Annotated in this window: 26 protein-coding genes; 13 read left to right on the forward strand and 13 right to left on the reverse strand. The window is 67.0% G+C overall.

The window, feature by feature from the left end; genetic code table 11:
- Nucleotides 1-23 precede the first annotated feature (23 nt).
- The 4 genes from NP825_RS14705 to NP825_RS14720 all read left to right on the forward strand — a co-directional run bounded on the left by NP825_RS14705 (nt 24) and on the right by NP825_RS14720 (nt 2619).
- Nucleotides 24-482 carry a MaoC family dehydratase gene (locus tag NP825_RS14705; RefSeq protein ID WP_257544839.1) on the forward strand — a complete coding sequence of 153 codons (459 nt, stop codon included), beginning with the start codon at nt 24-26 and terminating at the stop codon, nt 480-482.
- Between the two features lie 63 nt (nt 483-545).
- On the forward strand, nt 546-1727 hold the full coding sequence (locus tag NP825_RS14710) for an acetyl-CoA C-acyltransferase (RefSeq protein ID WP_257544841.1): 1182 nt from the start codon (nt 546-548) through the stop codon (nt 1725-1727).
- A 1-nt stretch (nt 1728) separates the two neighbouring features.
- Nucleotides 1729-2313 (forward strand): carboxymuconolactone decarboxylase family protein, encoded by a 585-nt coding sequence (locus tag NP825_RS14715; protein WP_257544843.1) that lies wholly within the window; start codon nt 1729-1731, stop codon nt 2311-2313.
- 15 nt (nt 2314-2328) lie between these two features.
- On the forward strand, nt 2329-2619 hold the full coding sequence (locus NP825_RS14720) for a putative quinol monooxygenase (RefSeq protein ID WP_257544845.1): 291 nt from the start codon (nt 2329-2331) through the stop codon (nt 2617-2619).
- Between the two features lie 9 nt (nt 2620-2628).
- Here NP825_RS14720 and NP825_RS14725 read toward each other — a convergent pair whose 3' ends face one another.
- Complete coding sequence (locus tag NP825_RS14725) at nt 2629-3111, reverse strand: hypothetical protein (protein WP_257544847.1); 483 nt, start codon at nt 3109-3111, stop codon at nt 2629-2631.
- Nucleotides 3112-3166: 55 nt separating this feature from the next.
- Nucleotides 3167-3637 carry a redox-sensitive transcriptional activator SoxR gene (gene soxR, locus NP825_RS14730; protein ID WP_257544849.1) on the reverse strand — a complete coding sequence of 157 codons (471 nt, stop codon included), beginning with the start codon at nt 3635-3637 and terminating at the stop codon, nt 3167-3169.
- 116 nt (nt 3638-3753) lie between these two features.
- On the opposite strand from soxR, the gene NP825_RS14735 reads away from it, so the two are divergent.
- Both NP825_RS14735 and NP825_RS14740 read left to right on the forward strand, forming a co-directional pair.
- Nucleotides 3754-4149 carry a VOC family protein gene (locus NP825_RS14735; RefSeq protein WP_257544851.1) on the forward strand — a complete coding sequence of 132 codons (396 nt, stop codon included), beginning with the start codon at nt 3754-3756 and terminating at the stop codon, nt 4147-4149.
- Nucleotides 4150-4216: 67 nt separating this feature from the next.
- On the forward strand, nt 4217-4681 hold the full coding sequence (locus NP825_RS14740; protein ID WP_257544853.1) for a pyridoxamine 5'-phosphate oxidase family protein: 465 nt from the start codon (nt 4217-4219) through the stop codon (nt 4679-4681).
- On the opposite strand, the gene NP825_RS14745 is transcribed toward NP825_RS14740, so the two are convergent.
- Nucleotides 4678-5160, reverse strand: coding sequence for a MarR family winged helix-turn-helix transcriptional regulator (locus tag NP825_RS14745; RefSeq protein WP_257544855.1), 483 nt, complete (start codon nt 5158-5160; stop codon nt 4678-4680). The genes NP825_RS14740 and NP825_RS14745 overlap by 4 nt on opposite strands.
- A 91-nt stretch (nt 5161-5251) precedes the next feature.
- Here NP825_RS14745 and NP825_RS14750 point away from each other — a divergent pair, with 91 nt between their 5' ends.
- The gene (locus NP825_RS14750; protein ID WP_257544857.1) at nt 5252-5644 is read left to right on the forward strand and encodes a hypothetical protein; all 393 of its coding nucleotides are present in this window, start codon (nt 5252-5254) and stop codon (nt 5642-5644) included.
- On the opposite strand, the gene NP825_RS14755 is transcribed toward NP825_RS14750, so the two are convergent.
- Complete coding sequence (locus tag NP825_RS14755; protein ID WP_257544860.1) at nt 5641-6630, reverse strand: dipeptide epimerase; 990 nt, start codon at nt 6628-6630, stop codon at nt 5641-5643. The genes NP825_RS14750 and NP825_RS14755 overlap by 4 nt on opposite strands.
- Before the next feature lie 290 nt (nt 6631-6920).
- Entirely contained in the window at nt 6921-8141 is a 1221-nt protein-coding gene (locus tag NP825_RS14760) for a polyhydroxyalkanoate depolymerase (RefSeq protein WP_257544862.1), read from the reverse strand.
- 275 nt (nt 8142-8416) lie between these two features.
- Here NP825_RS14760 and NP825_RS14765 point away from each other — a divergent pair, with 275 nt between their 5' ends.
- The 4 genes from NP825_RS14765 (at nt 8417) to NP825_RS14780 (ending at nt 11748) form a co-directional block, all read left to right on the forward strand.
- Nucleotides 8417-8674 (forward strand): YjhX family toxin, encoded by a 258-nt coding sequence (locus NP825_RS14765; RefSeq protein WP_257544864.1) that lies wholly within the window; start codon nt 8417-8419, stop codon nt 8672-8674.
- A gap of 128 nt (nt 8675-8802) precedes the next feature.
- On the forward strand, nt 8803-10587 hold the full coding sequence (locus NP825_RS14770; RefSeq protein ID WP_257544866.1) for an ABC transporter transmembrane domain-containing protein: 1785 nt from the start codon (nt 8803-8805) through the stop codon (nt 10585-10587).
- Between the two features lie 26 nt (nt 10588-10613).
- The gene (locus NP825_RS14775; protein WP_257544868.1) at nt 10614-11156 is read left to right on the forward strand and encodes a DUF1993 family protein; all 543 of its coding nucleotides are present in this window, start codon (nt 10614-10616) and stop codon (nt 11154-11156) included.
- Between the two features lie 55 nt (nt 11157-11211).
- Nucleotides 11212-11748: a hypothetical protein gene (locus NP825_RS14780; RefSeq protein WP_257544870.1), complete on the forward strand. Its 537-nt coding sequence runs from the start codon at nt 11212-11214 to the stop codon at nt 11746-11748.
- Between the two features lie 40 nt (nt 11749-11788).
- Here NP825_RS14780 and NP825_RS14785 read toward each other — a convergent pair whose 3' ends face one another.
- The 8 genes from NP825_RS14785 to NP825_RS14820 all read right to left on the reverse strand — a co-directional run bounded on the left by NP825_RS14785 (nt 11789) and on the right by NP825_RS14820 (nt 19132).
- Nucleotides 11789-12220, reverse strand: a complete 432-nt coding sequence (locus tag NP825_RS14785; protein ID WP_257544872.1) for a biopolymer transporter ExbD — start codon at nt 12218-12220, stop codon at nt 11789-11791.
- 230 nt (nt 12221-12450) lie between these two features.
- Nucleotides 12451-13071: a DJ-1/PfpI family protein gene (locus tag NP825_RS14790; protein WP_257544874.1), complete on the reverse strand. Its 621-nt coding sequence runs from the start codon at nt 13069-13071 to the stop codon at nt 12451-12453.
- A 222-nt stretch (nt 13072-13293) separates the two neighbouring features.
- On the reverse strand, nt 13294-14406 hold the full coding sequence (locus NP825_RS14795) for an OmpA family protein (protein ID WP_257544877.1): 1113 nt from the start codon (nt 14404-14406) through the stop codon (nt 13294-13296).
- A 130-nt stretch (nt 14407-14536) separates the two neighbouring features.
- The gene (locus NP825_RS14800) at nt 14537-14989 is read right to left on the reverse strand and encodes a DUF2793 domain-containing protein (RefSeq protein ID WP_257544879.1); all 453 of its coding nucleotides are present in this window, start codon (nt 14987-14989) and stop codon (nt 14537-14539) included.
- Nucleotides 14990-14999: 10 nt separating this feature from the next.
- Complete coding sequence (locus NP825_RS14805) at nt 15000-17177, reverse strand: phage tail protein (protein WP_257544881.1); 2178 nt, start codon at nt 17175-17177, stop codon at nt 15000-15002.
- Nucleotides 17178-17247: 70 nt separating this feature from the next.
- A complete protein-coding gene (locus tag NP825_RS14810; RefSeq protein ID WP_257544883.1) occupies nt 17248-17616 on the reverse strand; it encodes a C40 family peptidase in 369 nt (122 codons plus the stop codon).
- A gap of 112 nt (nt 17617-17728) precedes the next feature.
- Entirely contained in the window at nt 17729-18535 is an 807-nt protein-coding gene (locus NP825_RS14815; RefSeq protein WP_257544885.1) for a DUF2163 domain-containing protein, read from the reverse strand.
- 9 nt (nt 18536-18544) lie between these two features.
- Entirely contained in the window at nt 18545-19132 is a 588-nt protein-coding gene (locus NP825_RS14820) for a hypothetical protein (protein WP_257544887.1), read from the reverse strand.
- A 321-nt stretch (nt 19133-19453) separates the two neighbouring features.
- Here NP825_RS14820 and NP825_RS14825 point away from each other — a divergent pair, with 321 nt between their 5' ends.
- Complete coding sequence (locus NP825_RS14825) at nt 19454-21652, forward strand: S9 family peptidase (RefSeq protein WP_257544889.1); 2199 nt, start codon at nt 19454-19456, stop codon at nt 21650-21652.
- Nucleotides 21649-23310, forward strand: coding sequence for a M20/M25/M40 family metallo-hydrolase (locus NP825_RS14830; RefSeq protein ID WP_257544891.1), 1662 nt, complete (start codon nt 21649-21651; stop codon nt 23308-23310). Before NP825_RS14825 ends, NP825_RS14830 begins: the two co-directional genes overlap by 4 nt.
- Nucleotides 23311-23434 lie beyond the last annotated feature (124 nt).

Below are 23434 nucleotides of genomic sequence, written 5' to 3' on the forward strand. Positions count from 1 at the left end.
ACCAACAATCGAGGGGAATGCGAATGGCTACTATCACGCCGCAGGAACTGCAGACCAAGGTCGGCGAACATCTCGGCACGTCCGACTGGGTGCTCGTCGATCAGGAGATGATCAACAAGTTCGCCGATGCGACGGGCGACCACCAGTTCATCCATGTCGATGCGGAAAAGGCAAAGCTGACCCCGTTCGGCGGCACGATCGCCCACGGCTTCCTGACGCTGTCGCTGATCCCGATGCTCGGCGCGAGCACCGACGGGCCGAAGGTCGGCGGCGTCAAGATGGGCGTCAACTACGGCGGCAACAAGGTCCGCTTCCTCGCCCCCGTCCGTTCGGGCAAGCGCGTGCGCAGCCATGTCAAGCTGCTCGAGCTCGACGAGAAGCGCCCCGGCCAATGGCAACAGACCAACGAGATCAGCATCGAGATCGAGGGCGAGGACAAGCCCGCGCTGATCGCCGAATGGATTACGCAATTCTTCGTCTGAACGGAAATATCCGGCTGACCTCCCCCGAAAAGATAATCGGAACCAAGCAGAAGGACTCCTATCATGCGTGACGCCGTCATCGTTTCTACCGCCCGCACCCCGCTGACCAAAGCGGCGCGCGGCTCGTTCAACAACACCACTTCGCCGACGCTCGGCGCCTACTCGGTCGCCGCCGCGGTCGAGCGCGCCGGGGTCGAGGGGGGCCAGATCGACGACGTCATCTTCGGCGCCGCGATGCAGCAGGGGTCGCAGACCTCGAACGTCGCGCGGCTGATCGGCCTGCGCGCCGGCCTGCCCGTCACCGTCCCCGGCATGTCGATCGACCGCCAATGCTCGTCGGGTCTGATGACGATCGCGACCGCCGCGAAGCAGATCATCGTCGACCGCCAGGACATCGTCGTCGCGGGCGGCGTCGAAAGCATTTCAAAGGTCAGCGGCAGCGGCAAGGTCTTCTTCGAGGCCGACCAGGAACTGCTGGCGATGCACAAGGACATCTACATGCCGATGATCGGCACGGCAGAGGTCGTCGCCAAGCGCTACAACATCAGCCGCGAGGCGCAGGACGAATATTCGCTCCAGTCGCAGCAGCGCACCGCCGCCGCGCAGGCCGCGGGCAAGTTCGCCGACGAGATCGTCCCCTGCAAGGCGACGATGGCGGTCGTCGACAAGGAGACCAAGGAAGTCTCCTACAAGGAGGTCGTCGCCGACAAGGATGAGTGCAACCGTCCCGACACGACGCTCGAAGGGCTCGCCAGCCTCAAGCCGGTGATGGGCGAAGGCCACACGATCACCGCGGGCAACGCCAGCCAGCTCTCGGACGGCTCGTCGGCGTGCGTCGTGATGGAAGCCAAGCTCGCCGAGAAGCGCGGCCTGACCCCGCTCGGCCGCTATGTCGGCATGGCGGTCGCGGGCACCGAGCCCGACGAGATGGGCATCGGCCCGGTCTTCGCGATCCCGAAGCTGCTCGAACGCTTCGAGCTCAAGATGGACGACATCGGCCTCTGGGAACTCAATGAGGCGTTCGCGGTGCAGGTGCTCTATTGCCGCGACAAGCTCGGCATTCCGAACGAGTTGCTCAACGTCAACGGCGGCTCGATCTCGATCGGCCACCCCTTCGGCATGACCGGCGCGCGCTGCGTCGGCCACGCGCTGATCGAGGGCAAGCGCCGCGGCGTCAAATATGCCGTCGTCACCATGTGCATCGGCGGCGGCCAGGGCGCAGCGGGCCTGTTCGAGGTCTTCTGATTTGCGCCTGAACGCTCCGCGTATCGAGCCGGTCGACCTGGGCCGGCTCGATGCCGATCAACGCACCGCGCTCGAACCCTTCCTTGCCACCAATGGCGGCAAGGTGGGGGGCGGTCGGGTGCTCAACATCTTCCGCACCCTCGCGCACGCGCCCAAGGCGCTCACCGCTTTCCTGGGTTGGGGCGGTTATATATTGTCGCGGCGCAATGCGCTGTCGGAGCGCGACCGCGAGCTCGTCATCCTGCGCACCGGCTACAACTGCCGCTCGGGCTACGAATGGACGCAGCACAAGCGCATCGGTCTCGACTGCGACCTGTCCGAGGCCGAGATCGAGCGGATCAAGACCGGTCCGGACGCGGAAGGCTGGAGCGACCTCGACCGCGCCATGCTGCGCGCGGCCGACGAACTGACCGGCCAGCATTTCGTGACCGACGCGACCTGGGCCGCGCTCGCGCCGCTCGGCGACAAGGGCCGCATGGATCTGGTCTTCACCGTCGGCCAATACACCCAGGTTTCGATGATTTTGAACAGCTTCGGCATCCAGGTCGAAGAAGGCTGGGAGGTCGACCCCGACCTCAAGGCCTGAAAAGGGAGAATGGATATGAGTGCCATCGGCGTGATCGCGACGCTGCGCGTGCAGCCCGGCAAGGAAGGTGATTTCGAGGCGGCCTTCGCCGAACTCGCCGCCGCGGTGAATGCCGACGAACCCGGCAACAGCTTCTACCGCCTGTTCCGCACCGACGAGACCGGCACCTACAAGGTGCTCGAATGCTATGACGACGCCGCGGCGGTCGAGGCGCACCGCGCATCGACCCATTTCCGCGAGATCGGCGCCCGCTTCGGTCCCTGGCTCGCCGGCGCGCCCGACATCGAACGTCTCGCCGCAGCCTGACGGCCGGCGCTACTTGACCCGGTTGAACAGGTTCGTGCGCATCCCCGGCGTGCCGTCCTTGGTGAAAAAGACGACCGTTTCGGTCATCGTCTTTCCATCGGGCGACACCGTATAGGTGCGCATCGATCCCGGCACCCCGCCGAGCGCGAGCGCGGTGACCATCACATTCGGCTCGGGCATTCGCGTCGCGACGGTGTCGGCCTCCAGATTGCCCTCGACATGGACGGGTTTGCCGTCGGGCGCCCAGGTCGACTTCGCCCGGACCATCTTCCCGTCGGGCAGCGTCACGTCGACCAGCGTCCGCCATTGGCCCGCACCCGCGTCGCTATAGGTGATCGTGACGCTCTTCGGCCGCGCCTCGGGCGGGATCGGCAGCTTCGCGACATCGACCGCCCAGGTGCCGATCAGCGGCGAAACCGCGGCATCCTCGGCCAGCGCAGGAGCGACCTGCATCGCGCCGGCGATGAACAGGATGGGAAAGAGCGCTTTCATCGGACCTCTCCAAGTCATTTCATATCGTTGCCTTTTATCCGGCACTGTCCATCCGTCAATCGACGTCGGCAATCTCCCCCGCCCGGTCGCCGAGCAGATAGCGCGGCCCCGCGCCGCGTTGCGCCGCCTTGTCGCCGCGGTTGTAGAGACCGCATTTCTTGAGCGACAGGCAGCCGCAGCCGATGCACTGGTCGAGCAGTTCGCGCGTGCGTTCGAGCGCCGCGATCCGCGCATCTATGCGCGCGCGCAGCCCGGTGCTGATCCGCGTCCAGTCGGCGGCATTGGGCGTGCGCCCGGCCGGCAGCCCCGCGAGTTCGGCCGCGATCTCCTCGAGGCTGAGCCCCATCTGCTGCGCGATCAGGATGAAGGAGACGCGGCGGATGTCGGCGCGCAGGAACCGCCGCTGCCCGCCTCCCGAGCGCAGCGCCGCGAGCAGCCCCTTCGCTTCGTAAAAGCGGATCGCCGACACCGCGACTCCGGTGCGCGCGGCGAGTTCGCCGATCGCGATCAGGTCGGTGCGATGCATTGTCTTTCTCCTGTTCCGTCATTGTGAGCGAAACGAAGCAATGACGATTGCCTCTTGATCTAAACCTGACTTGAGCTTTCATAACGGCCGCGTCAATCCGAATCAGGAGCCTTTTCGTGACGCATCCCTTCATCGAGCATGTGAATCTCACCGTCAGCGACCCCGATCGCACCGCGGGCATCCTGTCGGCAATCTTCGGCTGGCACGAGCGCTGGCGCGGCCCGGCGCGAGACGGCGGCCGCACGATCCACCTCGGCAGCGACGCCGCCTACGTCGCGCTCTATACCGGCCCCGACGGCGAACATGCCGACGCGCGCTACCCGAAGGGCGAACCGCTCAACCATGTCGGGGTGCAGGTCGACGATCTCGACACGATCGAGATGCGCGTGAAGGCGGTCGGCCTGACCCCCTTCAACCATGGTGATTACGAGCCCGGCCGGCGCTTCTATTTCCTCGATCCCGACGGCATCGAATATGAAGTCGTCAGCTATTCGGAGCCGCGCCGGCGCTGAGCAGAGCAACGTCACGGCGCCCAGCGCGTTGATCGGGTATCGGGGGGACGACAAGGAGTCTCGACCGATGAGCGACGATATCAAGAAAGCCTTCTGGAAGGCGCTCGACGCCAGCCCCTATGTGATGGTCGGCATGACCGGCGAGCGCGAGCATCATGTCCCGATGAACGCGCAGCTCGACAAGGATGCGAACAGCGCCTGGTGGTTCTTCACCGCCACCGACAACCGGCTCGCCGCGGGCGGCCCGGCGATGGCGCAATTCGCCTCGAAGGGGCACGACCTCTTCGCCTGCATTTCGGGCACGCTGCGCCGCGAGGAGGATCGCGCGGTGCTCGACCGATTGTGGAACAACGGCATCGCCGCCTGGTATCCGGGCGGCAAAGGCGATCCCAAGCTCGTCCTGCTGCGCTTCGACCTCGAGGATGCCGAAATCTGGACCGCCGATCCGGGAATCAAGGGGCTGTTCAAGCTCGCCACCGGCATGACGATGAAAGGCGGCGACCTCGGCAAGCACGCCGAGGTGACGCTTTAGGACGCGTTTGCAGCCCGCTCGCGCGCCTCGATCGCGATGTCGATCAGCGCCGACAGCACGCGCCGCGCCGCCGCGATATCGTCGGCGCTCACGCGCGTCGCCAGCTTCGCGTCGACCGCATCGCGCGCCTTGCCTTGCACCGCCGCCGCATGCGCGCCGCGCTCGGTCAGCCGCAGCACGAACCGTCGCCGGTCCGCAGGATCGACCTGCCGCTCCAGATAGCCGCGCATCACCAGCGTATCGACAAGCTGCCCCGCCGCCTGTTTCGAGATGCGCAGATCCTGAATCAGCGCGCTCAGCGGCACATCCTCGGCCCCGAGCGCGAGGCCGCCGATCACATAGAGTCCATTGGCGGGAATATCGTCGAACCCCGCGCGGTCGAGCGCCCGGCGCATCGCTCCGCCATAGGTGGTGCGGGCGTGGCGCAGCAGCGCGGGCATGACGATGTCGTGGTGGCGGGGGGTGTTGGCGTCGGTCATGCAGGCATGATATAGTCCAAAATACGGATAGTCAATATTATTTACTTTAATATGATGGACTCGGTCGTGCGTTAGACGCCATAAGCTCCTTATGGGCGCCTGGATCGAACGTCATTTCGCATGGCATGGCTTGACGAGCCGCGCCGAATATCGGCGTTGGCTGCCGCTTATCATCCTCGCCGAGATGACGCTACTCGCCGGCCTGTTTTGGTTCGGCGAGCGCGGCATGATCCATTTCGATGATTTTGGATGGCCGGACACCCTGTTATTCGCCGTTGCTTTGGCCTATTCGATCGGCTGGCTGTTCCTGACCGCACGGCGGCTGCGGGCTGCTGGAATTTCAAGGGCTTGGTTGATTTTCGCGGTCATGACCTATATTTTTCCGATCGGCAGCATTTACATCAATGGGCCCATTATCGCTTCGCTGTTGCTGACGGCGGTGGGCGCGACGGCACAAGACCGTCGCGAGATATTGATCACCTAAAGCGGCGGCGCGACTCGTCCTTCGCGGAACTCGAACCCGCCCTCGCGGTCGCGCGCGAGCAGCGCCGGCCCGTCGAGATCGACCCAGCGCGCGCGCTGCGCGAGGACGAAGGCGGGCGCGATCGCCAGGCTGGTGCAGAGCATGCAACCAACCATGATCGACAGCCCCGCCGCGTCGGCGGCATCCGCAAGTCGCAACGCCTCGGTGAGCCCGCCGGCCTTGTCGAGCTTGATGTTCACCCCGTCGTAAAAAGGCCCGATGCGCGCGATATCGGCGGCGGTGTGGCAGCTTTCGTCGGCGACGAAGGGGATCGGTGCATAGACTCCGTCGAGCAAAGCGTCGGCGCCGACCGGCACCGGCTGTTCGATCATCTCGACCCCCATGTCGGCCAGCGCCTCGGTCTCGCCGAGCAGATCGACCTGCCCCCAGCTTTCATTGGCGTCGACGATCAGCCGCGCGTTCGGCGCGCCCTTGCGCACCCCCGCAACGCGAAGCCGGTCGTCCTCGCCGGTCAGCTTGATCTTGAGCAGACGATAGCCGTCGGCTTCGGCGGTCGCGGCGGCTTCGGCCATCGCACCCGGCGTGCCGAGCGAAATGGTGAAAGCGGTGACACGCGCGGTCGGCGCGCCATCGCACCCGGCAAGCTGCCACAGCCGAAGGCCGCGCTGCTTCGCTTCCAGGTCCCACAGCGCGCAGTCGAGCGCGTTGCGCGCCGCCCCCGGCGCCATGATCTCCTGAATCGCGCCGCGTGCCTCGGCGGCGCCCAATCCGGCGACAAGCGATGCCGCCTGCAAGATCCGGTCGCGGCACCCCGCCGCATCCTCGCCCAGATAATAGACCGGCGTCCCCTCGCCGCGCCCGACGGCATCACCATCTTCAACCTCCGCGACGACGACATCGACATGCGTCTTCGCGCCGCGGCTGATCACGAACGCCCCCGCCACCGGCCAACGCTCGACGCGCACGCTTTTCAGGTGGATAGCCATGCGGGGAGGCTAGGCCAGATCGTCAGGACCGGCAAATCCCTTTCGGCCAAAGCGCTGCCCCTCCGGCATGGAACGGAACGATATGGCGGCTTTGGGGTGGGAAAGCGGACATTTCCAGCTACTTTCGTCATCCCGGCGAAGGCCGGGATCTCGCCGGTGCGTCATTACGATAGGGTGAGATCCCGGCCTTCGCCGGGATGACGGAGTTCGGTCGGATTGCTGATGATCCTCCCTGCGGCGTAGCCGTGGGGAGGATCAGGTCCGCTTTCGGTGGAAAACCGCCGCCGCCCTCACCCGCTGTGCGCGCGAATCCACGTCTCGACCACCGGTGCAATCTCGTCGCGCCATTTGCGGCCGTTGAAGATCCCGTAATGGCCGACGCCCTTCGCCATCAGATATTTCTTCTTGTCCGCGGGCACCGCCTTGGCGAGCGTCAGCGCCGCCTTGGTCTGGCCGATCCCCGAAATATCGTCGCGCTCGCCCTCGATCGCGAGGATCGCGATATCCTCGATCTTCGTCAGGTCGACCGGCTTGCCGCGATGGAGCATCTCGCCCTTGGGCAGCAGGTGGCGCTGGAACACGACATCGACCGTCTGGAGATAGAATTCGGCGGTCATGTCGCACACCGCGCGATATTCGTCATAGAATTCCTTGGTCTTGTCGGCGCTCTCGCCGTCACCGTCGACCAGATGCTTGAACATCTCCCAATGGCTCATCATGTGATTGCCGAGGTTCATCGACATGAAACCGGCAAGCTGGAGGAATCCCGGATAGACGCGGCGCCCGGCGCCCGGATACCAGGCCGGGACGGTCGCGATGACATTCTCCTGAAACCAGGCATAGGGCCGCGTCGTCGCATGCTGGTTGACCGCGGTCGGCGCCTTGCGCGTATCGATCGGCCCGCCCATCATCGTCAGCGTCTTCGGTCGGCACTTGTGCTTTCCGGCCGCCATCACCGCGGCCGCGGCGAGGCTGGGCACCGACGGCTGGCACACCGCGAGCATATGCGCGCCCGGCCCGATATGCTCGAGCCACGCGATCAGATAGTCGACATAGTCGTCGAGATCGAACTTGCCTGCTTCCAGCGGCACGTTGCGCGCGTCGCGCCAGTCGGTGATCCACACGTCGTGATCAGGCAGCATCCGCTCGACGGTGCCGCGCAGCAAGGTCGCATAATGACCCGACATCGGCGCGACGATCAGCAGCTTCGGCTTCCCCGCGCTCGCCCGATGCTTGAAATGCTTGAGCTGACCAAAGGGCTTGCGCGCCTCGATCGCTTCGGCGACGCGCACCGTCTCGCCGTCGACGACAGTGTCATACAGTTCGAACCCCGGCTTGCCGCGCGGCGCCGCGGCGTGCGCGAAGACTTCGAGCGCCGAGGCGAACATCGGGCTGCCGCCGAAATAGCCGAGCGGATTGGCGGGATGCTGAATCGCCTGCGCCCCGGCGGTCGCCAGCGCGCTCGCTCCCGCGAGCCAGCTCTTCTGCATGTCAAAGGCGTGATACAGCATGTTCGATGGGCCCCTTGCGTGTCGTCGGGCGCTCGTCCGGCACCCCGATTGCTGAGTAGTCTAGGCAATCATCGCCATTGTGCAATGCATCAAAAGCGTTGCAGTCTCGGTTCATCGATAATATTCCGGGATGGCAGGGCGCCGATACGCCCTTTCGGAGTGAATATGTCTGAGATTGCGGGCAACCGCTAACATCCCGGCGAAAGGGATGATGCAAACGCCGCTGGCCGATGGGCCGGCGCGCCTTTTGTTGCTTGAAAATCCCGGACACTCCAATGAACATCTCGAAATCGGAACAGCGCGTGCTGCACGTGCTGGCGCAGGGCGGCATGATTCGCCACCGGCGCGACGAAGACGGCCGGCTGATCGAGGCGCTCTGTTTCACGCGCGACGGCCATATCCTCGAAAGCGGCGGTCTCGCGCTCTTCCAGCGCCTCCGCCGCCGCGGCTTCATCGCCTCGCACGGCGGAGCGCCGTATCGGATCACGCAGGCGGGCCTGCGCGCGGTACGAGCGCAGCTCGACAACCGCTAGCGATAGTCGGGGAGCGCGGGCCGGCACCCGCGCTCCCCCCTTTGCATGTCTCCGCTTCAAAGCGCTTGAAGCAGGACACCATTTTGCGGCGTTGAGCGGCGTCGGCGCGGCTGCTAGGGCGATCCGCGATGGCGACCAAATCAGACCAACCCGCCCCGGCCCGCCGCAAGCTGTCCAGCCTGCGCATGGTCTGGCACCATGCCAGCCGATATCCGCTGCAATTGCTGATCGCGGCAGTCGCGCTCGGCGTCGCCGCGCTCGCGACGCTCGCCATTCCCTATCAGTTCAAGGCGATGATCGACTCGGGGTTCGTCGCCGGCGGCGGCGATGTCGCCCCGCATTTCCGCATCTTCTACGGCATCGTACTGCTGCTCGCCGCCGCGACCGCGGTGCGTTTCTATTGCGTGAGCTGGCTCGGCGAGCGAACCGTCGCCGATATTCGCGAAGGGGTGCAGCGCAACCTGCTGCGCCTCGCGCCCGGCTTCTTCGAAGAAAATCGTCCGTCCGAAATCGCTTCGCGAATGACCGCCGACACCGCGATCATCGAACAGACCGTCGGCACCACCGTTTCGGTCGCGCTCCGCAACACGGTGATGGGGATCGGCGGGATCGTCTATCTCTTCTCGCTTTCGCCCCGGCTGACCGCGGGGATGCTGATCGGCATCCCGGTGATCATCATGCCGATCGTCATTCTCGGCCGCCGCCTCCAGAATGTCTCGCGGTCGAGCCAGGATCGCGTCGCGGACATCGGCGCGACCACCGCCGAGCAATTGGGGGCGATGAAGATCGTCCAGGCCTTCGGACAGGAGGGGCGCGAAGCCGACCGCTTCACCGCCGCGGTCGAGGCCAATTTCGCGACCGCCAAACGCCGCATCCGCCTGCGCGCGGTGATGACCGCGATCGTCATCGGGCTGCTTTTCGGCGCGATCACGACTTTGCTCTGGTATGGCGCCGCGGGAGTCGCGGCGGGCACGATCACCGGCGGCACGATTGCCGCCTTCGTCCTCACCGGCGGACTCGTCGCGGGCGCGTTCGGCGCGCTCACCGAAGTCTATGGCGACCTGCTGCGCGCCGCGGGCGCGGCCGAACGGCTCCACGAACTGCTCGTCGCCGAACCGACCATCGCCGCTCCGACGAATCCGCGGCCCCTGCCCGAACCGGCGACCGGGACGCTCGAATTCGACCATGTCGAATTCCGCTACCCGACGCGCCCCGACGCGCCCGCGCTGCACGATTTCTCGCTCGCGGTGCGCCCGCGCGAAACCGTCGCGATCGTCGGCCCCTCGGGCGCCGGCAAGTCGACGCTCTTCCAGCTTGCCGAGCGCTTCTATGATCCGCAGGCAGGGCAGATCCGGCTCGACGGCGTGCCGCTGACCGAGGCCGACCCCGCCGCCATCCGCGCCCGGATCGCGATGGTGCCGCAGGAAACCGTGATCTTCGCCGCCTCCGCGCGCGACAATCTGCGCTACGGAAATTGGGCCGCGAGCGACGACGAATTGTGGGAGGCCGCGCGCGCCGCCAATGCCGAGGAATTCCTCCGCAAACTGCCCGATGGTCTCGACACCTTCATGGGTGAAGGCGGCGCCCGGCTATCGGGTGGCCAGCGCCAGCGCGTCGCCATCGCCCGCGCGCTGCTGCGCCGCGCGCCTTTGCTGCTGCTCGACGAAGCAACCTCGGCGCTCGACGCCGAATCCGAACGGCTGGTGCAGGACGCACTCGAGGCGCTGATGCACGACCGCACGACGATCGTCATCGCACACCGCCTCGCGACCGTCCGCGCCGCCGATCGCATCGTCGTGATGGACGAAGGTCGCATCGTCGAGGAGGGCCGCCACGACGACCTCGTTGCCGCCGACGGCCTCTACGCACGCCTCGCGCGCCTTCAGTTCCAGGACAATCTCGCCGCCGCCTGACCGCCATCCTTCAAAGGAAGCCCCCGATGCCCACGCTCCACGACCTCACCATCCCCGCCTATACCAACGGGCTGCGCGCGCTTTCCGGACAACTCGTCAAGGCGCTCGACTGGGGCGAACAGAATGGCGTCGGCGAATTGCAGTTCATCGCCGCGCGTCTCGCGCCCGACATGTTTCCGCTCGCCGCGCAGGTCCGTTTCACCTGCGCGCAGGCGATCCAGACCGCGGTGCGTCTCGGCGCGGAGAATGCGCCGGATCTTGGCGAAGACGCTGGCGATTTTCCGGGCCTTCAGGCACAGATTGCCGCAACGCTGGCGTGGCTCGATACGATCGACCCCGCGACGCTCGACGGCGACGACGACCGCACTATCGGCTTCGATCTTCCGAACGGCATGGCGTTCGACATGACCGCCGCCACTTACGTACGCGATTGGGCGCAGCCGCAATTCTACTTCCACCTCGTCGCCGCCTATGCGGTGATGCGCCACATGGGCGTGCCGCTCGGCAAGGCCGACTATGTCAGCTACATGATGCAATATCTGCGTCCGGGAACCGCGCCGGCGGCGTAGAACGCACCCGGGCAAGCATCTGATGGCAAAGATCGCAAAGCGATAACGCAGCGCAATGGGACGCCGCCGGCTCGCGATATTCTGCATCCTCGTCACCGCCTGTCATCAGCAGTCCCCCGAGAATGTGATGGCGGTCGTCGAAGAACCACAGGTGACGACGTCAAAGCCTTACGAGTGGCAGGCCTGCACGCCATCGGGCATCGACCGTTTCGGTAACAAATGGTGGGGCAGCTTCAGCATCTGCCAGGGCGACGTTCGCGTCATCGTCGATGGATATTCGGCGCATAACAGTGCCGCCGGGCTGCACTACGAAATCTCGACGAAGAAATGCCCGACGGGCGCGAGCTTCGCCAATGTCGAAGACGACGCATTTTTCGAAAAATCCCTGGCGGACCAGACAAGGGATATCAAAGCGCGGATCGCTCGCCTCCTGCGCGAACTGGACCCGAGATGCGGCGTTGCTTCGGACGTGCGCGGCCTTTTGGACGACGGGTTCGACCGCGAGTATCGCGACTTGGCCGATCGCTATTGGCTCGGCGTCCCGAAGGCGAAGATACACGCCGACCGCGTCCGGAGCCGCGGCGACAGATAGGCACCACGGGACTGCCCCAGGAGCAGCCGAGTCCAACAGTTTAGATCAGGTCGCGGTAGCGGCTGATGCCCGGAAAGCTGATCTTGTTGCCGCCGTTGCGGCGGATCGCACCGATCGCCTCATCGACCCGCAGATAGCGTGCCCGCGCCTCCGGCTCGAACGTCAGCGTGGCCTTCGCGGGGCGGTCGGCCGCCGACTTCACCAATTGGCCGAGCTGGGCAAGATCGACCGCCTCGCCGTTCCAGCGGATGATATCGCTCGTGTCGATGGTGATGCGGTTTTCGTCGCGCACCTCGGCATGTCCTCCCTCGGGCAGCATCACATCGACGCTGTGCGTCGGCGGCGGGATGGTGATGATGAACATCACCAACATGACGAGCATCACGTCGATCAGCGGCGTCGTGTTGATATCGGGATCGCCATTGGGATCGGCCCGGAAAATGCTGCGGTGGAACTGACTGCGTCTGCGCATCCTATCGCTCCCTGTCGGGCGAAACGCGCGCACCTCCCGCGCTTGTTCCGCGCTGCCGATCGAGCCGACACCTCCAATCGCGCCGCCCCGGTCGATGAGGTTATGATATAACATTTTTCAAATATCGCAAATGGAAAGCGCGGCCGCAGTCTTCGGGAGGCGGTGACGAAGATTCGGCCATCGACCGAAAGAGGGGGCGACGACACGCCGCTCCGATAGCCGTCGTCCAGCTATGCCGCGCGAGCAGGCTCTGCAGCCAGAAACGGCGTGACCACCGACAGCGCCCGATTGATATAGAGGTCTTTCTCACCGACCGGCGCCACATAGTGCATCGCGTCCGTGGCATCCTCGACAGACGCACCTCGCGCAATCATCCACATGGCGAGATATTGAGAAGCGAGGCATCCGCCAGCGGTCGCCACATTGCCATGCGCCACGAACGGAGCATCGATCACATTGACACCCGCCTCGATCACCCAGGGCTTGGTCGTCAGATCGGTGCAGGCCGGCAATTCGCCGACCAGGCCGAGCCTGGCCAGGATCAGGGTGCCCGAGCACTGCGCGCCGATAAGCTGGCGAGACGGATCGAGACGGAACTGGGCGAGCAGTTCGGTATCCGCTGCGATGTCCCGCGTCTTCACGCCGCTGCCGATCAGCACCGCATCCGCCTCGTTCGCAAATTCGAGGGGCTTTTGCCGTTGAACGGTGACGCCGTTCATCGACGTGACTTCCCGGGTCGGCGAGGTGATGTGGGCGGCCCAGCCCTTGGCCTTCATCCGGTTCAGGATCGCGGCGGCAACGAAGCTGTCAAGCTCGTTGAAACCGTCGAACGTCAGAACCGCGATCTGCACTGCAACCTCCTCTGTCGGACAATCGGGAACGCGTCGTTACCGCAATTCGCGATGCGATGCACGCTTTCGACTGCGAAACGGCCACCTATCCGTTCTCACCCAAAGCCGCCATCCCCAAGGCCCACCCCCAAGGCAACGCGGATATCGCATTGTTCAAAAAGAAAGGGCGGCGCCTTGCGGCACCGCCCTCCTTTTCTTCATACCCGAACCGGGTAGGAAATCTTAGTTGCCCGAACCCGGACCGTACTTGATTTCCACGCGACGGTTCTGGTCGTTGCGGACGCCATCGGCGGTCGCGACGGCCGGACGGCTTTCGCCGAACGCTTCCGCCGAGATCGAGCCGTCCGAGATGCCCCGTGCGGTCAGGTAGCTGCGGACCGCATCGTTGCGGCGCTGCGACAGACCGACGTTGTACTTGGCCGAACCCGAACGGTCGGCGTGACCGGCGAGCCAGACCTGCGTACCCGAGCAACCGCGGTTGTAGGCGCTGATCGCATTGTCGAGCGTCGCAGCCGCTTCCGGCGTGATCGCCGACTGATCCCAGTCGAAGTACACGATGTACGGCCCAGGCTCGCACACAGCCGGCGGCGGCGGCGGCGGCGGGGGAGGCGGCGGCGGGGGAGGCGGCGGCGGCGGCGGAGCCGGCGGCGGCGGCGGCTCGGCGCCACCGAAGTTGTAGGTCAGCGTGCCGAGGATCGAGTGCGACCGGAAGCGCGTCGAAACGTCGCGGCCAGCCTGATCGACGAGGTCGAGGTTGCTGGCGTTGAAGAAACGATACTTCAGGCCGACGTCCCAATTCTTGGACAGCGGAGCGCGAACGCCCGCGATCGCCTGCCAGGCGAAGCCGGTGTCCGAATCGTCGAGGAACGGACCCGCGAAGACGGGTTCGACCGAAACGCGCGCAACGCCGACACCGCCGCCGACGAAGCCCTGCAGGCCATCGTCGTCACCGAAGTCGAGCATGCCGTTGACCATGAAGCTCAGCGCATTCGAATCGCCGTTCAGGCGGGTCGAACCCGTGAAGGCTCCGGTGCCGTTGGCGTGGTCCGGAATACCGGGAGCAGTGAACGTGCCACCCTTGATATCGGCTTCGCGATAGCCGACTTCGACTTCGGCGCGGAACCCGCCGAAATCGTAACCAACGGTGCCTTCGACATCATAACCCGTACGATGATCGAGCGTACCAGCGTTATTGACGGTGCCGATGTCCAGATCGAGATCCTCGACCAACATCACACCACCACCGACACCAACATACCACGAGTTGTCGCGCGCAAGGGCCGGCGACGCAAGGGCAGTGGAGGCCAACGCCACAGCGACGGCAAGCTTCCTCATAGTAGATTCCCCTTTCAATTGAGATATACGTCTCGACAGACGTCCTACGCGTGCCTTTGGTTCCGCGCAAGCCAACAAATCGTTAATCTGTTGCCAAAAAGTCGCACTTGCGATGAGAATATAACTGAAATCATCCTGAAATCAGAAGGCCCTGCGCCTCGAAAAGAAGAATCAGGGCAGCGATCGCCGCACGCGCTTCGGCATCGACCGTAGCGCCGCCTTCCGGATTCGCAACCGCCGCCGGCGCGGTCCAGACGCCCGCCGCGTAGCGCAGCCACGCGCCGTCGCTCAGCCGCGCGATCCGCATCCCCGGACGCGGCGGCGCAAAGCGCCAGCCGCCGTCGCACCAGATGGCGATCGCGTCCGCCTGCCCGGTCCAGTCGCCGCCGGCGCCGTCACCGACCAGCCAGCATTGCCCGGCGACCGGCGACGACGGCGGCACCGTCAGCGGGCCATCCTCTATGGCGGCGTGGACGAGCGCGTCGAGCAGCACGAGCGCCTCGTTATGCGTCACTTCCTTTTGCGCCTGCGCCATCGCCAGCAGCGGAAGGGCCAGGCGCGCGGTCCGGGTCGTTTCGGTCATCGAATCATCCTCATATTGTCAGGGGCAGAAGCAGCGGCTCGGACAGCGCGAAATCGCCAACCTGTCGGATCGAAAACACGCTATCGGGCGCGAGCGCGGTCCAGGTCGCGGCGTCGAGGACGAGCGACGGCGACGCGGTCTCCCACGGCCCGATGCCCGCCGCCGCGGGCTCGACCGCGACCCGCCAAGTCTCGCGGCCTTCGCCGAGCGGGACATCGACATGATCGCGCCAGCCGGCATCGGCGCGGGTGCGGCGAACCCAGCGAAGCTCGGCGCCACCCGCGCCGTTCCGCCGGATAGCGCCATGAACGGGAGCCAGCGGGCGCAGCGCCTGCCCCGCCGTGGGCACCGCAATATCGGCGACGTTGACCCCCGACCGGGGCGCCCATTGCAGGATAGCGGCGCCCGCTTCGGCGAACCGCGCGAAATCGTCGGGGATCGGCAGCAGCGCCGGGTCGTCGAGCAGCACGAAAGGAGTCCCCGCCGCTTGCGCCGCCGCCATGGTCCCGTTCCGGCCGCGCAGCAGGTGCGAAAGCCGCCAGGTCGCGGGAGCGATCATCTCGGCATCGGCAAATTGCAGCAGCTCGTCGCCGATCATCGCGCGGTTCCCGCCGCCGAGCAGCGCTCGTTCGTCGACCGATTCGAGCGTCATCGACGGGTTGGCCAGCGTGACGATCACGGCGCTCGACCGATCGAAAAGCAGCCTCCCGCCCGCCGGCAAGGCCGCGCCCAGCACGCCCAGCGCCGCCGCCGGACGCGCGGTGCCGAGCGCGATCGGCTCGGTGCCCGCTTCGGGCTGGACCCACAGGTCGGCGCCGCGCCAGCCATCGTTGCTGCCCGCCGCCGCGACGATCAGCCGCGGCGCCGATGCCGCCGTCGGCCCGATATTCGGCAGATCGAACAGGCGCACGCTCGCTTCGGCGTCGGGCCAGTCGGGACTGCCGACCGGAAGCCCCGGGTCGGCCGCCATGACCTCGGTCGATGCCGGCTGAAACCGCCGCAACTCGATCGACACGCCGTTTCCCCGCACCGTCCGCGACGCGGCGCGCCAGACTCCGCCGTCCGCCAACGCGATCAGCCCGCCGACGGGCAGCGCCAGCGCGGCGAGGTCGCCCGCCCACACCAGCGTCTCGCGCCCATCGGCAGCGGCCGCCGCCAGCGTTTGCGCCAGCGCGCGCGCCGACCCGGCGGAAAGCACTGCGGGCAGGTCGACGCGTTCCTCGCGCGCTCCCCCGCCCGCAACCGCCGCCGTCTGCTGGCCGAGCTGATAATCGCGTTCGGGCTCATAATGGCGCAGGCGGATCGTTCCGGGGAGCGACGACAGCGGCGCGCGCCGCCGCTCGCGGCAATCGGCCGGTGTCAACACGCGCGCCGCTTCGCAGAAAGCGCTGAACGCCGATGGGTCCGGCGGGATTTCGGCCGGAGCAAGCCGCCAGCCGGCCGGATCGCTGACCAGCCGGGTGCCGTCGATCTCGAACAGCGGCGCCAGCGCATCACGCACCCGCTCGCCCGACGCCGCATAGCCCGCGATCGGCCAGTGCCCGCCGCAACGCCCGACCTCGCCGAGCAGCGCGTCGCCGACAACGCCCGCATCGACCACGCCCGCATCGGCCTCGATCTCGAAGGTCAGCGACGGAATGCGATTGCCGAATGCGCCCAGTTCAAGCTCCTCGAACACGGCGTAGGACAGCCCGCGAAAGGCGCTCGCCGACGTGATGCCGACCGCCGAGGCGATCAGCGGATCGACCGGCTGGTCCTCGCTTCCATCGTACCAGCGAAAGGTGCAGCGTTCCTGGAACGACCCGCTCGACCCGCGCAGCAGATTGCCGTCGGCCCAGATCCGCCGGATCGCCCCGACCCGCCGCGACGACAGCGCGACCGCCAGCGACACCGCATAGCTATATTCGGTGGTCGACGGCCGCCCCTTGCCGCCGCCGCGCTTGTTCCGGCGTTCGATCAGGTCGGTCGCCCAGATCACGCTTCCCGCGACGCGCATCGTCCCGAACAGCCTGGGAATCTGCTGGCCATAGGTCGAGGCCTGCACCTTCAGGTCGGCCAGCCGCGGCCCCTCGCGCCCCTTGGGCTTGAAGATCGCGGCATCGACCTGCTGCCCAATCATCGCGCCCACCGCCGCCCCGACCGGCCCGCCCACGATCCCGCCGACCACCGTCAGCACCAGCGTTGCCATTCCGAACCTCCTGAAAAAGCCCCTCCCCTCCCGCAGGCGGGAGGGGCAGCGAGACTTGCGAGCTTGCTCGCTAGTCGCAGCGGGGTGGGCAGGGCCGCCAGCGCACGGCCGCCATCGCCGCATCCACCGGCGTCTCCACCACCCGCCGCAGCCCCGCATGGGCGTGAACGAAGCTCGCCGCCCCCATCACTCCCAGATGAAACTGCCCCGCCGCGAGCGCGATCAGCGCGACATCGCCGTCGCGCCCGTCATCCGCTCGCCCGAATCCCGCCGCCGCCAAGGCTGCCTCGATCCGCTCGCACCCCCATCCCCGCAGCGGATACCCGACGGGCAAGGGCAGCATCCGTCCGGCCGCGGCATAAGCCGCCCACACCAGCCCGACGCAGTCGAGCCCCGTCGCCGGATCGCGCCCCTGCGGCCGGAACCGCGCTCCCACCATCCCCCGCGCCGCCGCAAAGACGCGCGCGCCAATCCCCCTCCCGCAAGCGGGAGGGGCAGCGAAGCTTGCCGGCTTGCCGGCTAGCTGCAGCGGGGTGGGCAAACTCACGAGCCTAGCCACCCGGATAGCGCGTCAGCAGATCGTTGCCCGGCAGATGCGCCTCGCCGCGAAAATTGATCGCATTGGCAAAGCGCGTCCGGCACGTCGCAAGCTGCTTGTCGCACCCCTCGACCAGCCGCACCCTGAGCGGCAGCGCGGGCAGCGCCGGCGGCATCTCCGCCAGCGTCAGCACCGCCCCCACCGCATCGATCACCGGACTCGACAGTCCGCACACCGCGCCTTCCATCCAGGTCAGTCCGCCGAACGCCATCGCGCCCGCCGCCACCGCCGCGTCGAGCGTTACCGCGCGGCCCTCGACCGCCACCACCCGCCGTCCGTGCGTGCGCGGCGCCAGATCGACCCGGCACGCGGGGTCGCCCAGCATCGCGCGGCACGAGGGAGAGGTCGCCGGACACGCCGGTCCATCGAGCGCGCGCGTCACGCCTTGCAGCTCGGCAGTGAACGCCGCGCCGCGCCGCTCGACCGCGCCGAGCGACCCGCGCGCCACGACGACCGGCGCCGCATCGGGCGCGCTCCAGTCGGTGACGAACAGCTCCACCGCCGCCCCGTCCCAGCGGCCCGCATCGAGGTCGTCGGCCGCGATCGCATCGCTTGCGATCGCACCCTCCAGGTCCATCGTCGCGGCGTCGATCTCGTCGCTCGTTTCAAGCGCCGACGGCTTCATCCCCGGCGCGGCGCGATAGCCCTCGCGCACCTGCGCCTCCCACGACAGCGGCGCGGGCGCACTCCAATTCCCATACACCCGCGACAAAGCGGGCCGCGCAGCCCCCTGCGCGGCCTTGCGGCCAAACCAGTTCATGATGATCTCCTATGCTCCCCGCTCTCTCCCCTTCAGGGGAGAGATACGAAGGCTTGCGAGCTTGCTCGCTAGCCGAAGTTGAGAGGGGTTTGCGGCCCGCGATCCGCGCCGACGCTTCACCATACGGATTCTCTCGATCAATATGGCGTCGACTTCCTGCTGCGTCGCTACCTCGTGCGCAACCGCACGGCGGCCGCTGGCATGGCCACGCGCGACGCTGGCGCGATGCAGGCGGAGCAACGCCATCGCCTCGGCAACCGTCATTTTCGCTACCGGCTCCTTCGCTTCGTCCAACACCAGCGTATCGACGACTTCGATCGCCCGGCGCACCAAGGCCGTCTCCAGCCGGTCGTATCCGATCTCCAGCGCTGCCTGCCATTGCGCCGCAAATTCCGGGTCGCGCTGTCGCAGACGATAAACGCCGGACGATGCCATTCCCGCCGCCTCATGCGCCCGCACCACATTGCAGCTCGTCGCCAACTCGGCCAGAAACGCTTCGCGCCGGTCCTTGGTCCAGCCGTTGGCACGCGCCTTTCTGCGTTGCACCGGCCTCCCGTTGCCTGGCCCGATCGCATCCTCTCCGCTCGCCTTGTCCATATGCACGTCCCCAAAAGCATAAGGGCCGGAACACCCTTCCCGCATCGGAAGGGCGCCAGCCCGAATCGCAATTCTTCATGATGGAATACTTGTGCCATAATAGCGTGACGATGTCAATAGAAAATAACCCATATGGTTATTAGTCGCCTCTTTCCTTCGCTCCCGGACTTGATCCGGGGTTCCGCCTTTCGGTGCTGCTGAGCGAGGCCTCCGATCAAAGCCGGGGGCGAAAGCGACAGGCTCCCCATCCCCGCCCGATTGACGCTCCCCGCCAGATGGTTACACCTTCAACCAATCACCGCAAAAAGGGGCACCCACTCGATGCGCAAAATCGCCTTGCTCGGCGCGAGCCTTCTCATCCTCGCCGCCCGGCCCCTCCTCGCTCAGGAAAGCCCCGTCTCCGAACCGGCCGCCACGGCCGAAGCGGGACCGGCCTCGGCCATCGGCAGCGCGCGCAAGGGGCCCGAGCGCCGCTTCACCGGCGAGGATCTGTTCGACCTCGCCGCCGCCGCCGATCCGCAGATCAGCCCCGACGGGCGCCGCATCGCCTATGTCCGCCGCGCCAACGACATCATGTCCGACCGCGCGGTCAGCAGCATCTGGCTGCTCGACACCCAGACCGGCGCCGAGACCCCGGTCGCGGGCCGCACCGGCGACGCCTTTTCGCCGCGCTGGTCGCCCGACGGCCGGCGCCTCGCCTATGTCTCGACCGAAGGCGGCGGCGCCCAGCTCTGGGTGCGCTGGATGGACGGCGGCGAGGCGGCGAAGCTGACCGGCCTGCCGACCAGCCCGTCGAGCATCGCCTGGTCGCCCGACGGCCGCTCGATCGCCTACACGATGCTCGTAAAGGACGAAGCGCCGAGCTTCGGCAAGCCCCCCGCGAACAAGCCCGAGGGCGCGAAATGGGCCGACCCGCTCGAGGTGCACGACCTCCTCACCTTCCGCGCCGACGGCCAGGGCCTGATCGAGCCGGGGTTCGAGAAGATCTTTCTCATCGCCGCGACCGGCGGCGCGCCGCGCCAGCTCAGCTTCGGCCCCTATCACGACGGCGGCCCGCTGAGCTGGTCGCGCGACGGGACGACGCTTTATTTCAGCGCCGACCGCCGCCCCGACTGGCAGAGCGATCCGCTCGAAAGCAATATCTATGCGCTCGACGTCGCCGGCGGCGCCGTCACCCAGCTCACGACGCGCAAGGGCCCCGACGCGAACCCGCTCGTCTCGCCCGACGGCCGGATGATCGCCTATCTCGGCTTCGACGACCGGCTGCGCGCCTATGAGAATGTCGGCCTCTATGTGATGAACCGCGACGGGTCGGGCAGCCGCCGCCTCGCCGCCGCCTGGGATTACAGCGTCGACGGCGCCGCATGGGACGCCGACGGGCGCGGCCTCTATGTCCAGTATGACGAGCGCGGCGAGAGCAAGGTCGCGCGCATCGGCCTCGACGGATCGGTGCGCACCGTCGCCACCAGCCTTGCGAACAGCGAATTCGACCGCCCCTATTCGGGCGGCAGCTTCTCGGTCGCCGCCAACGACGCGATCGCCTTCACCGCGGGCACGCCCACGCGCCCGGCCGAGGTCGCGCTTGCGGCGGGCGGCAAGACGCGCACCCTCACCGATTTGAGCCGCACCCTCGCCGCGACCAAGGCGCTGGGCGAGGTGCGCAAGATCAGCGCGGCGTCGAGCTTCGACGGCCTCGCGATCGACGGCTGGCTGACCTTGCCGCCCGGCTATCGCGAAGGGCAGCGCGTGCCGCTGATCCTCGAAATCCACGGCGGCCCCTTCGCCGCCTATGGCCCGCATTTCGCCGCCGACAACCAGCTTTACGCCGCTGCGGGCTATGCCGTGCTCTCGGCCAACCCCCGCGGCTCGACCAGCTATGGGGAGGCGTTCGCGAACGCGATCGACAAAAACTACCCCGGCAACGACTATTTCGACCTGATGAGCATCGTCGACCGCGCGGTCGAGCTCGGCATCGCCGATCCCGACGCGCTGTTCGTCACCGGCGGTTCGGGCGGCGGGGTGTTGACGAGCTGGATCGTCGGCAAGACCGACCGCTTCAAGGCCGCCGTCGCCCAGAAACCGGTGATCAACTGGACGACGCAGGCGCTCACCGCCGACGGCCCCGCCTTCTTCGGCCGCTACTGGCTGGGCGCGATGCCGTGGGAAAATCAGGCCACTTACTGGAGCCACTCGCCGCTGTCGCTGGTCGGCAACGTCAAGACGCCGACGATGGTCGTCGTCGGCAGCGAGGATTATCGCACCCCGGTCAGCGAGGCCGAGCAATATTACACGGCGCTGCGCCTGCGCGGGGTGCCGACCGCGCTGGTCAAGGTGCCCGGCGCCAGCCACGGCGGCATCGCCGCGCGCCCGTCGCAGGCGGCGGCCAAGGCCTCGGCGATCCTCGCCTGGTTCGAAAAATACCGGAAAGGCTGGACCCCGGCGGCGGGGTCGCCCACGGAAACACCTGCCGCCGCCGCATCCACGCCTTCCTCCCCCGCTTCGGAAACCCCTCAGCCATGATCCTCCGCCCCGCTCTCCTCGCCGCCGCTTTCCCCACCGCTTTCTTCGCCGCCGCGCCCGCCGCCGCGCAGGACATCAGCGCCGCCAACCTCACCGACACCGTCCGCACCCTCGCCTCGGACCAGTTCCAGGGCCGCGCGCCGGGGACGGTCGGCGAGGAGCGGACGATCGGCTATCTGATCGGCCGGCTTCAGGCGCTCGGTCTCGAACCCGCCGGGCCGGACGGCGGCTGGACGCAGCCGGTACCCTTGCTTCACACCCGCCTCGGCACGCCGACCACGCTCGCCTTCGACCGCGGGGGCACGGTGACGCCGCTTCGCCTCGGCACCGACATCTATGTGTCGAGCCAGCAGTCGAAGGACGTCGCCGCGATCGCCGGCGCGCCGATGATCTTCGTCGGCTATGGCGTCCACGCTCCCGAACGCGGCTGGGACGATTTCAAGGGCGTCGATCTCAAGGGCAAGGTCGCGGTCTTTCTCGTCAACGACCCCGATTTCGTCGCGACGAAGGGCGACGACAGCTTCGGCAAGTTCGGCGCCCGCACGATGACCTATTACGGCCGCTGGACCTACAAGTTCGAAGAGGCGGCACGCCGCGGCGCGATTGGCGCGCTGATCGTCCATGACACCGACGGCGCCGGATACGGCTGGAACGTCGTGAAAAGCCCCGGCGGCGAAAACTACAGCCTCGTCGTTCCGCCCGAAAAGATGACCAGCCTCGCATTGCAGGGCTGGATTTCGGGCGACACCGCGACGAAGCTGTTCGCGGATGCCGGGCAGGATCTGGCAAAGCTCCGCCTCACCGCGCGCCGCGCCACCTTCCGCCCGTTCGACCTCGGCACGACCTTCGACGCGGCGATTCCGGTGACGCACGACGTGGTGCAAAGCCAGAATGTCCTCGCCAAAATCCCCGGCGCGAAGCGCCCCGACGAGGTGGTGATGTACGGCGCCCACTGGGACGCCTATGGCGAGGGCAAGCCCGACGAGCAGGGCCGCATCTATCGCGCCGGTGCCAATGACGACGCGCTCGGCGTCGCCGCCCTGTTCGAGATCGCGCGCGGCTTCAAGGCCGCCCCGCCGCCCGACCGCACCCTCCTCTTCGCCTTCTGGACCGCCGAGGAGCGCGGCCTGCTCGGCTCCGAGGCCTATGCCCAGGCGCCCGTCTATCCGGTCGAAAAGACCGTCGCCAATCTCGGCATCGACATCCTCCAGACCGCGGGCCGCGCAAAGGACGTCATCCTCGTCGGCAAGGGCCAGGGCAGCCTCGAGGACGACCTCGCGCGCGTCGCCGCCACCCAGAGCCGCACCGTGTCGGTCGAAAGCCTCCCCGAACGCGGCCTCTTCTTCCGTGCCGACCATTTCAGCATGGCGAAGCGCGGCGTTCCCGTCTTGCTGATGATGGGCATCGCGGGCGCCTCCGACCTCGTGAACGGCGGCAAGACGGCGGGCCAGAAGTGGGTCGATGACTATACCGGCAAATGCTACCATCAGGCCTGCGACGCTTGGGACGCGAGCTGGAATCTCGATGGCTCGGTTCAGGATATCCGGATTTTTTACCGGATCGGTGATGAGCTCGCACGCTCGGCCAAATGGCCACAATGGAGGCCCGGCAGCGAATTCAAGGCGATCCGCGACCAAAGCGCCGCAGCGCGGGAATAAGCGGCCGCTTCCGACCGATGCGGACGCCGTCATTTCCTAACTTTGTCATCCCCGCGAAAGCGGGGACCCAGAGCGCGCGGCGGCTAACCCCACACTGGGTTCCCGCTTTCGCGGGAATGACGAA

The organism is Sphingopyxis sp. DBS4 (assembly GCF_024628865.1).
Lineage (GTDB): Bacteria > Pseudomonadota > Alphaproteobacteria > Sphingomonadales > Sphingomonadaceae > Sphingopyxis.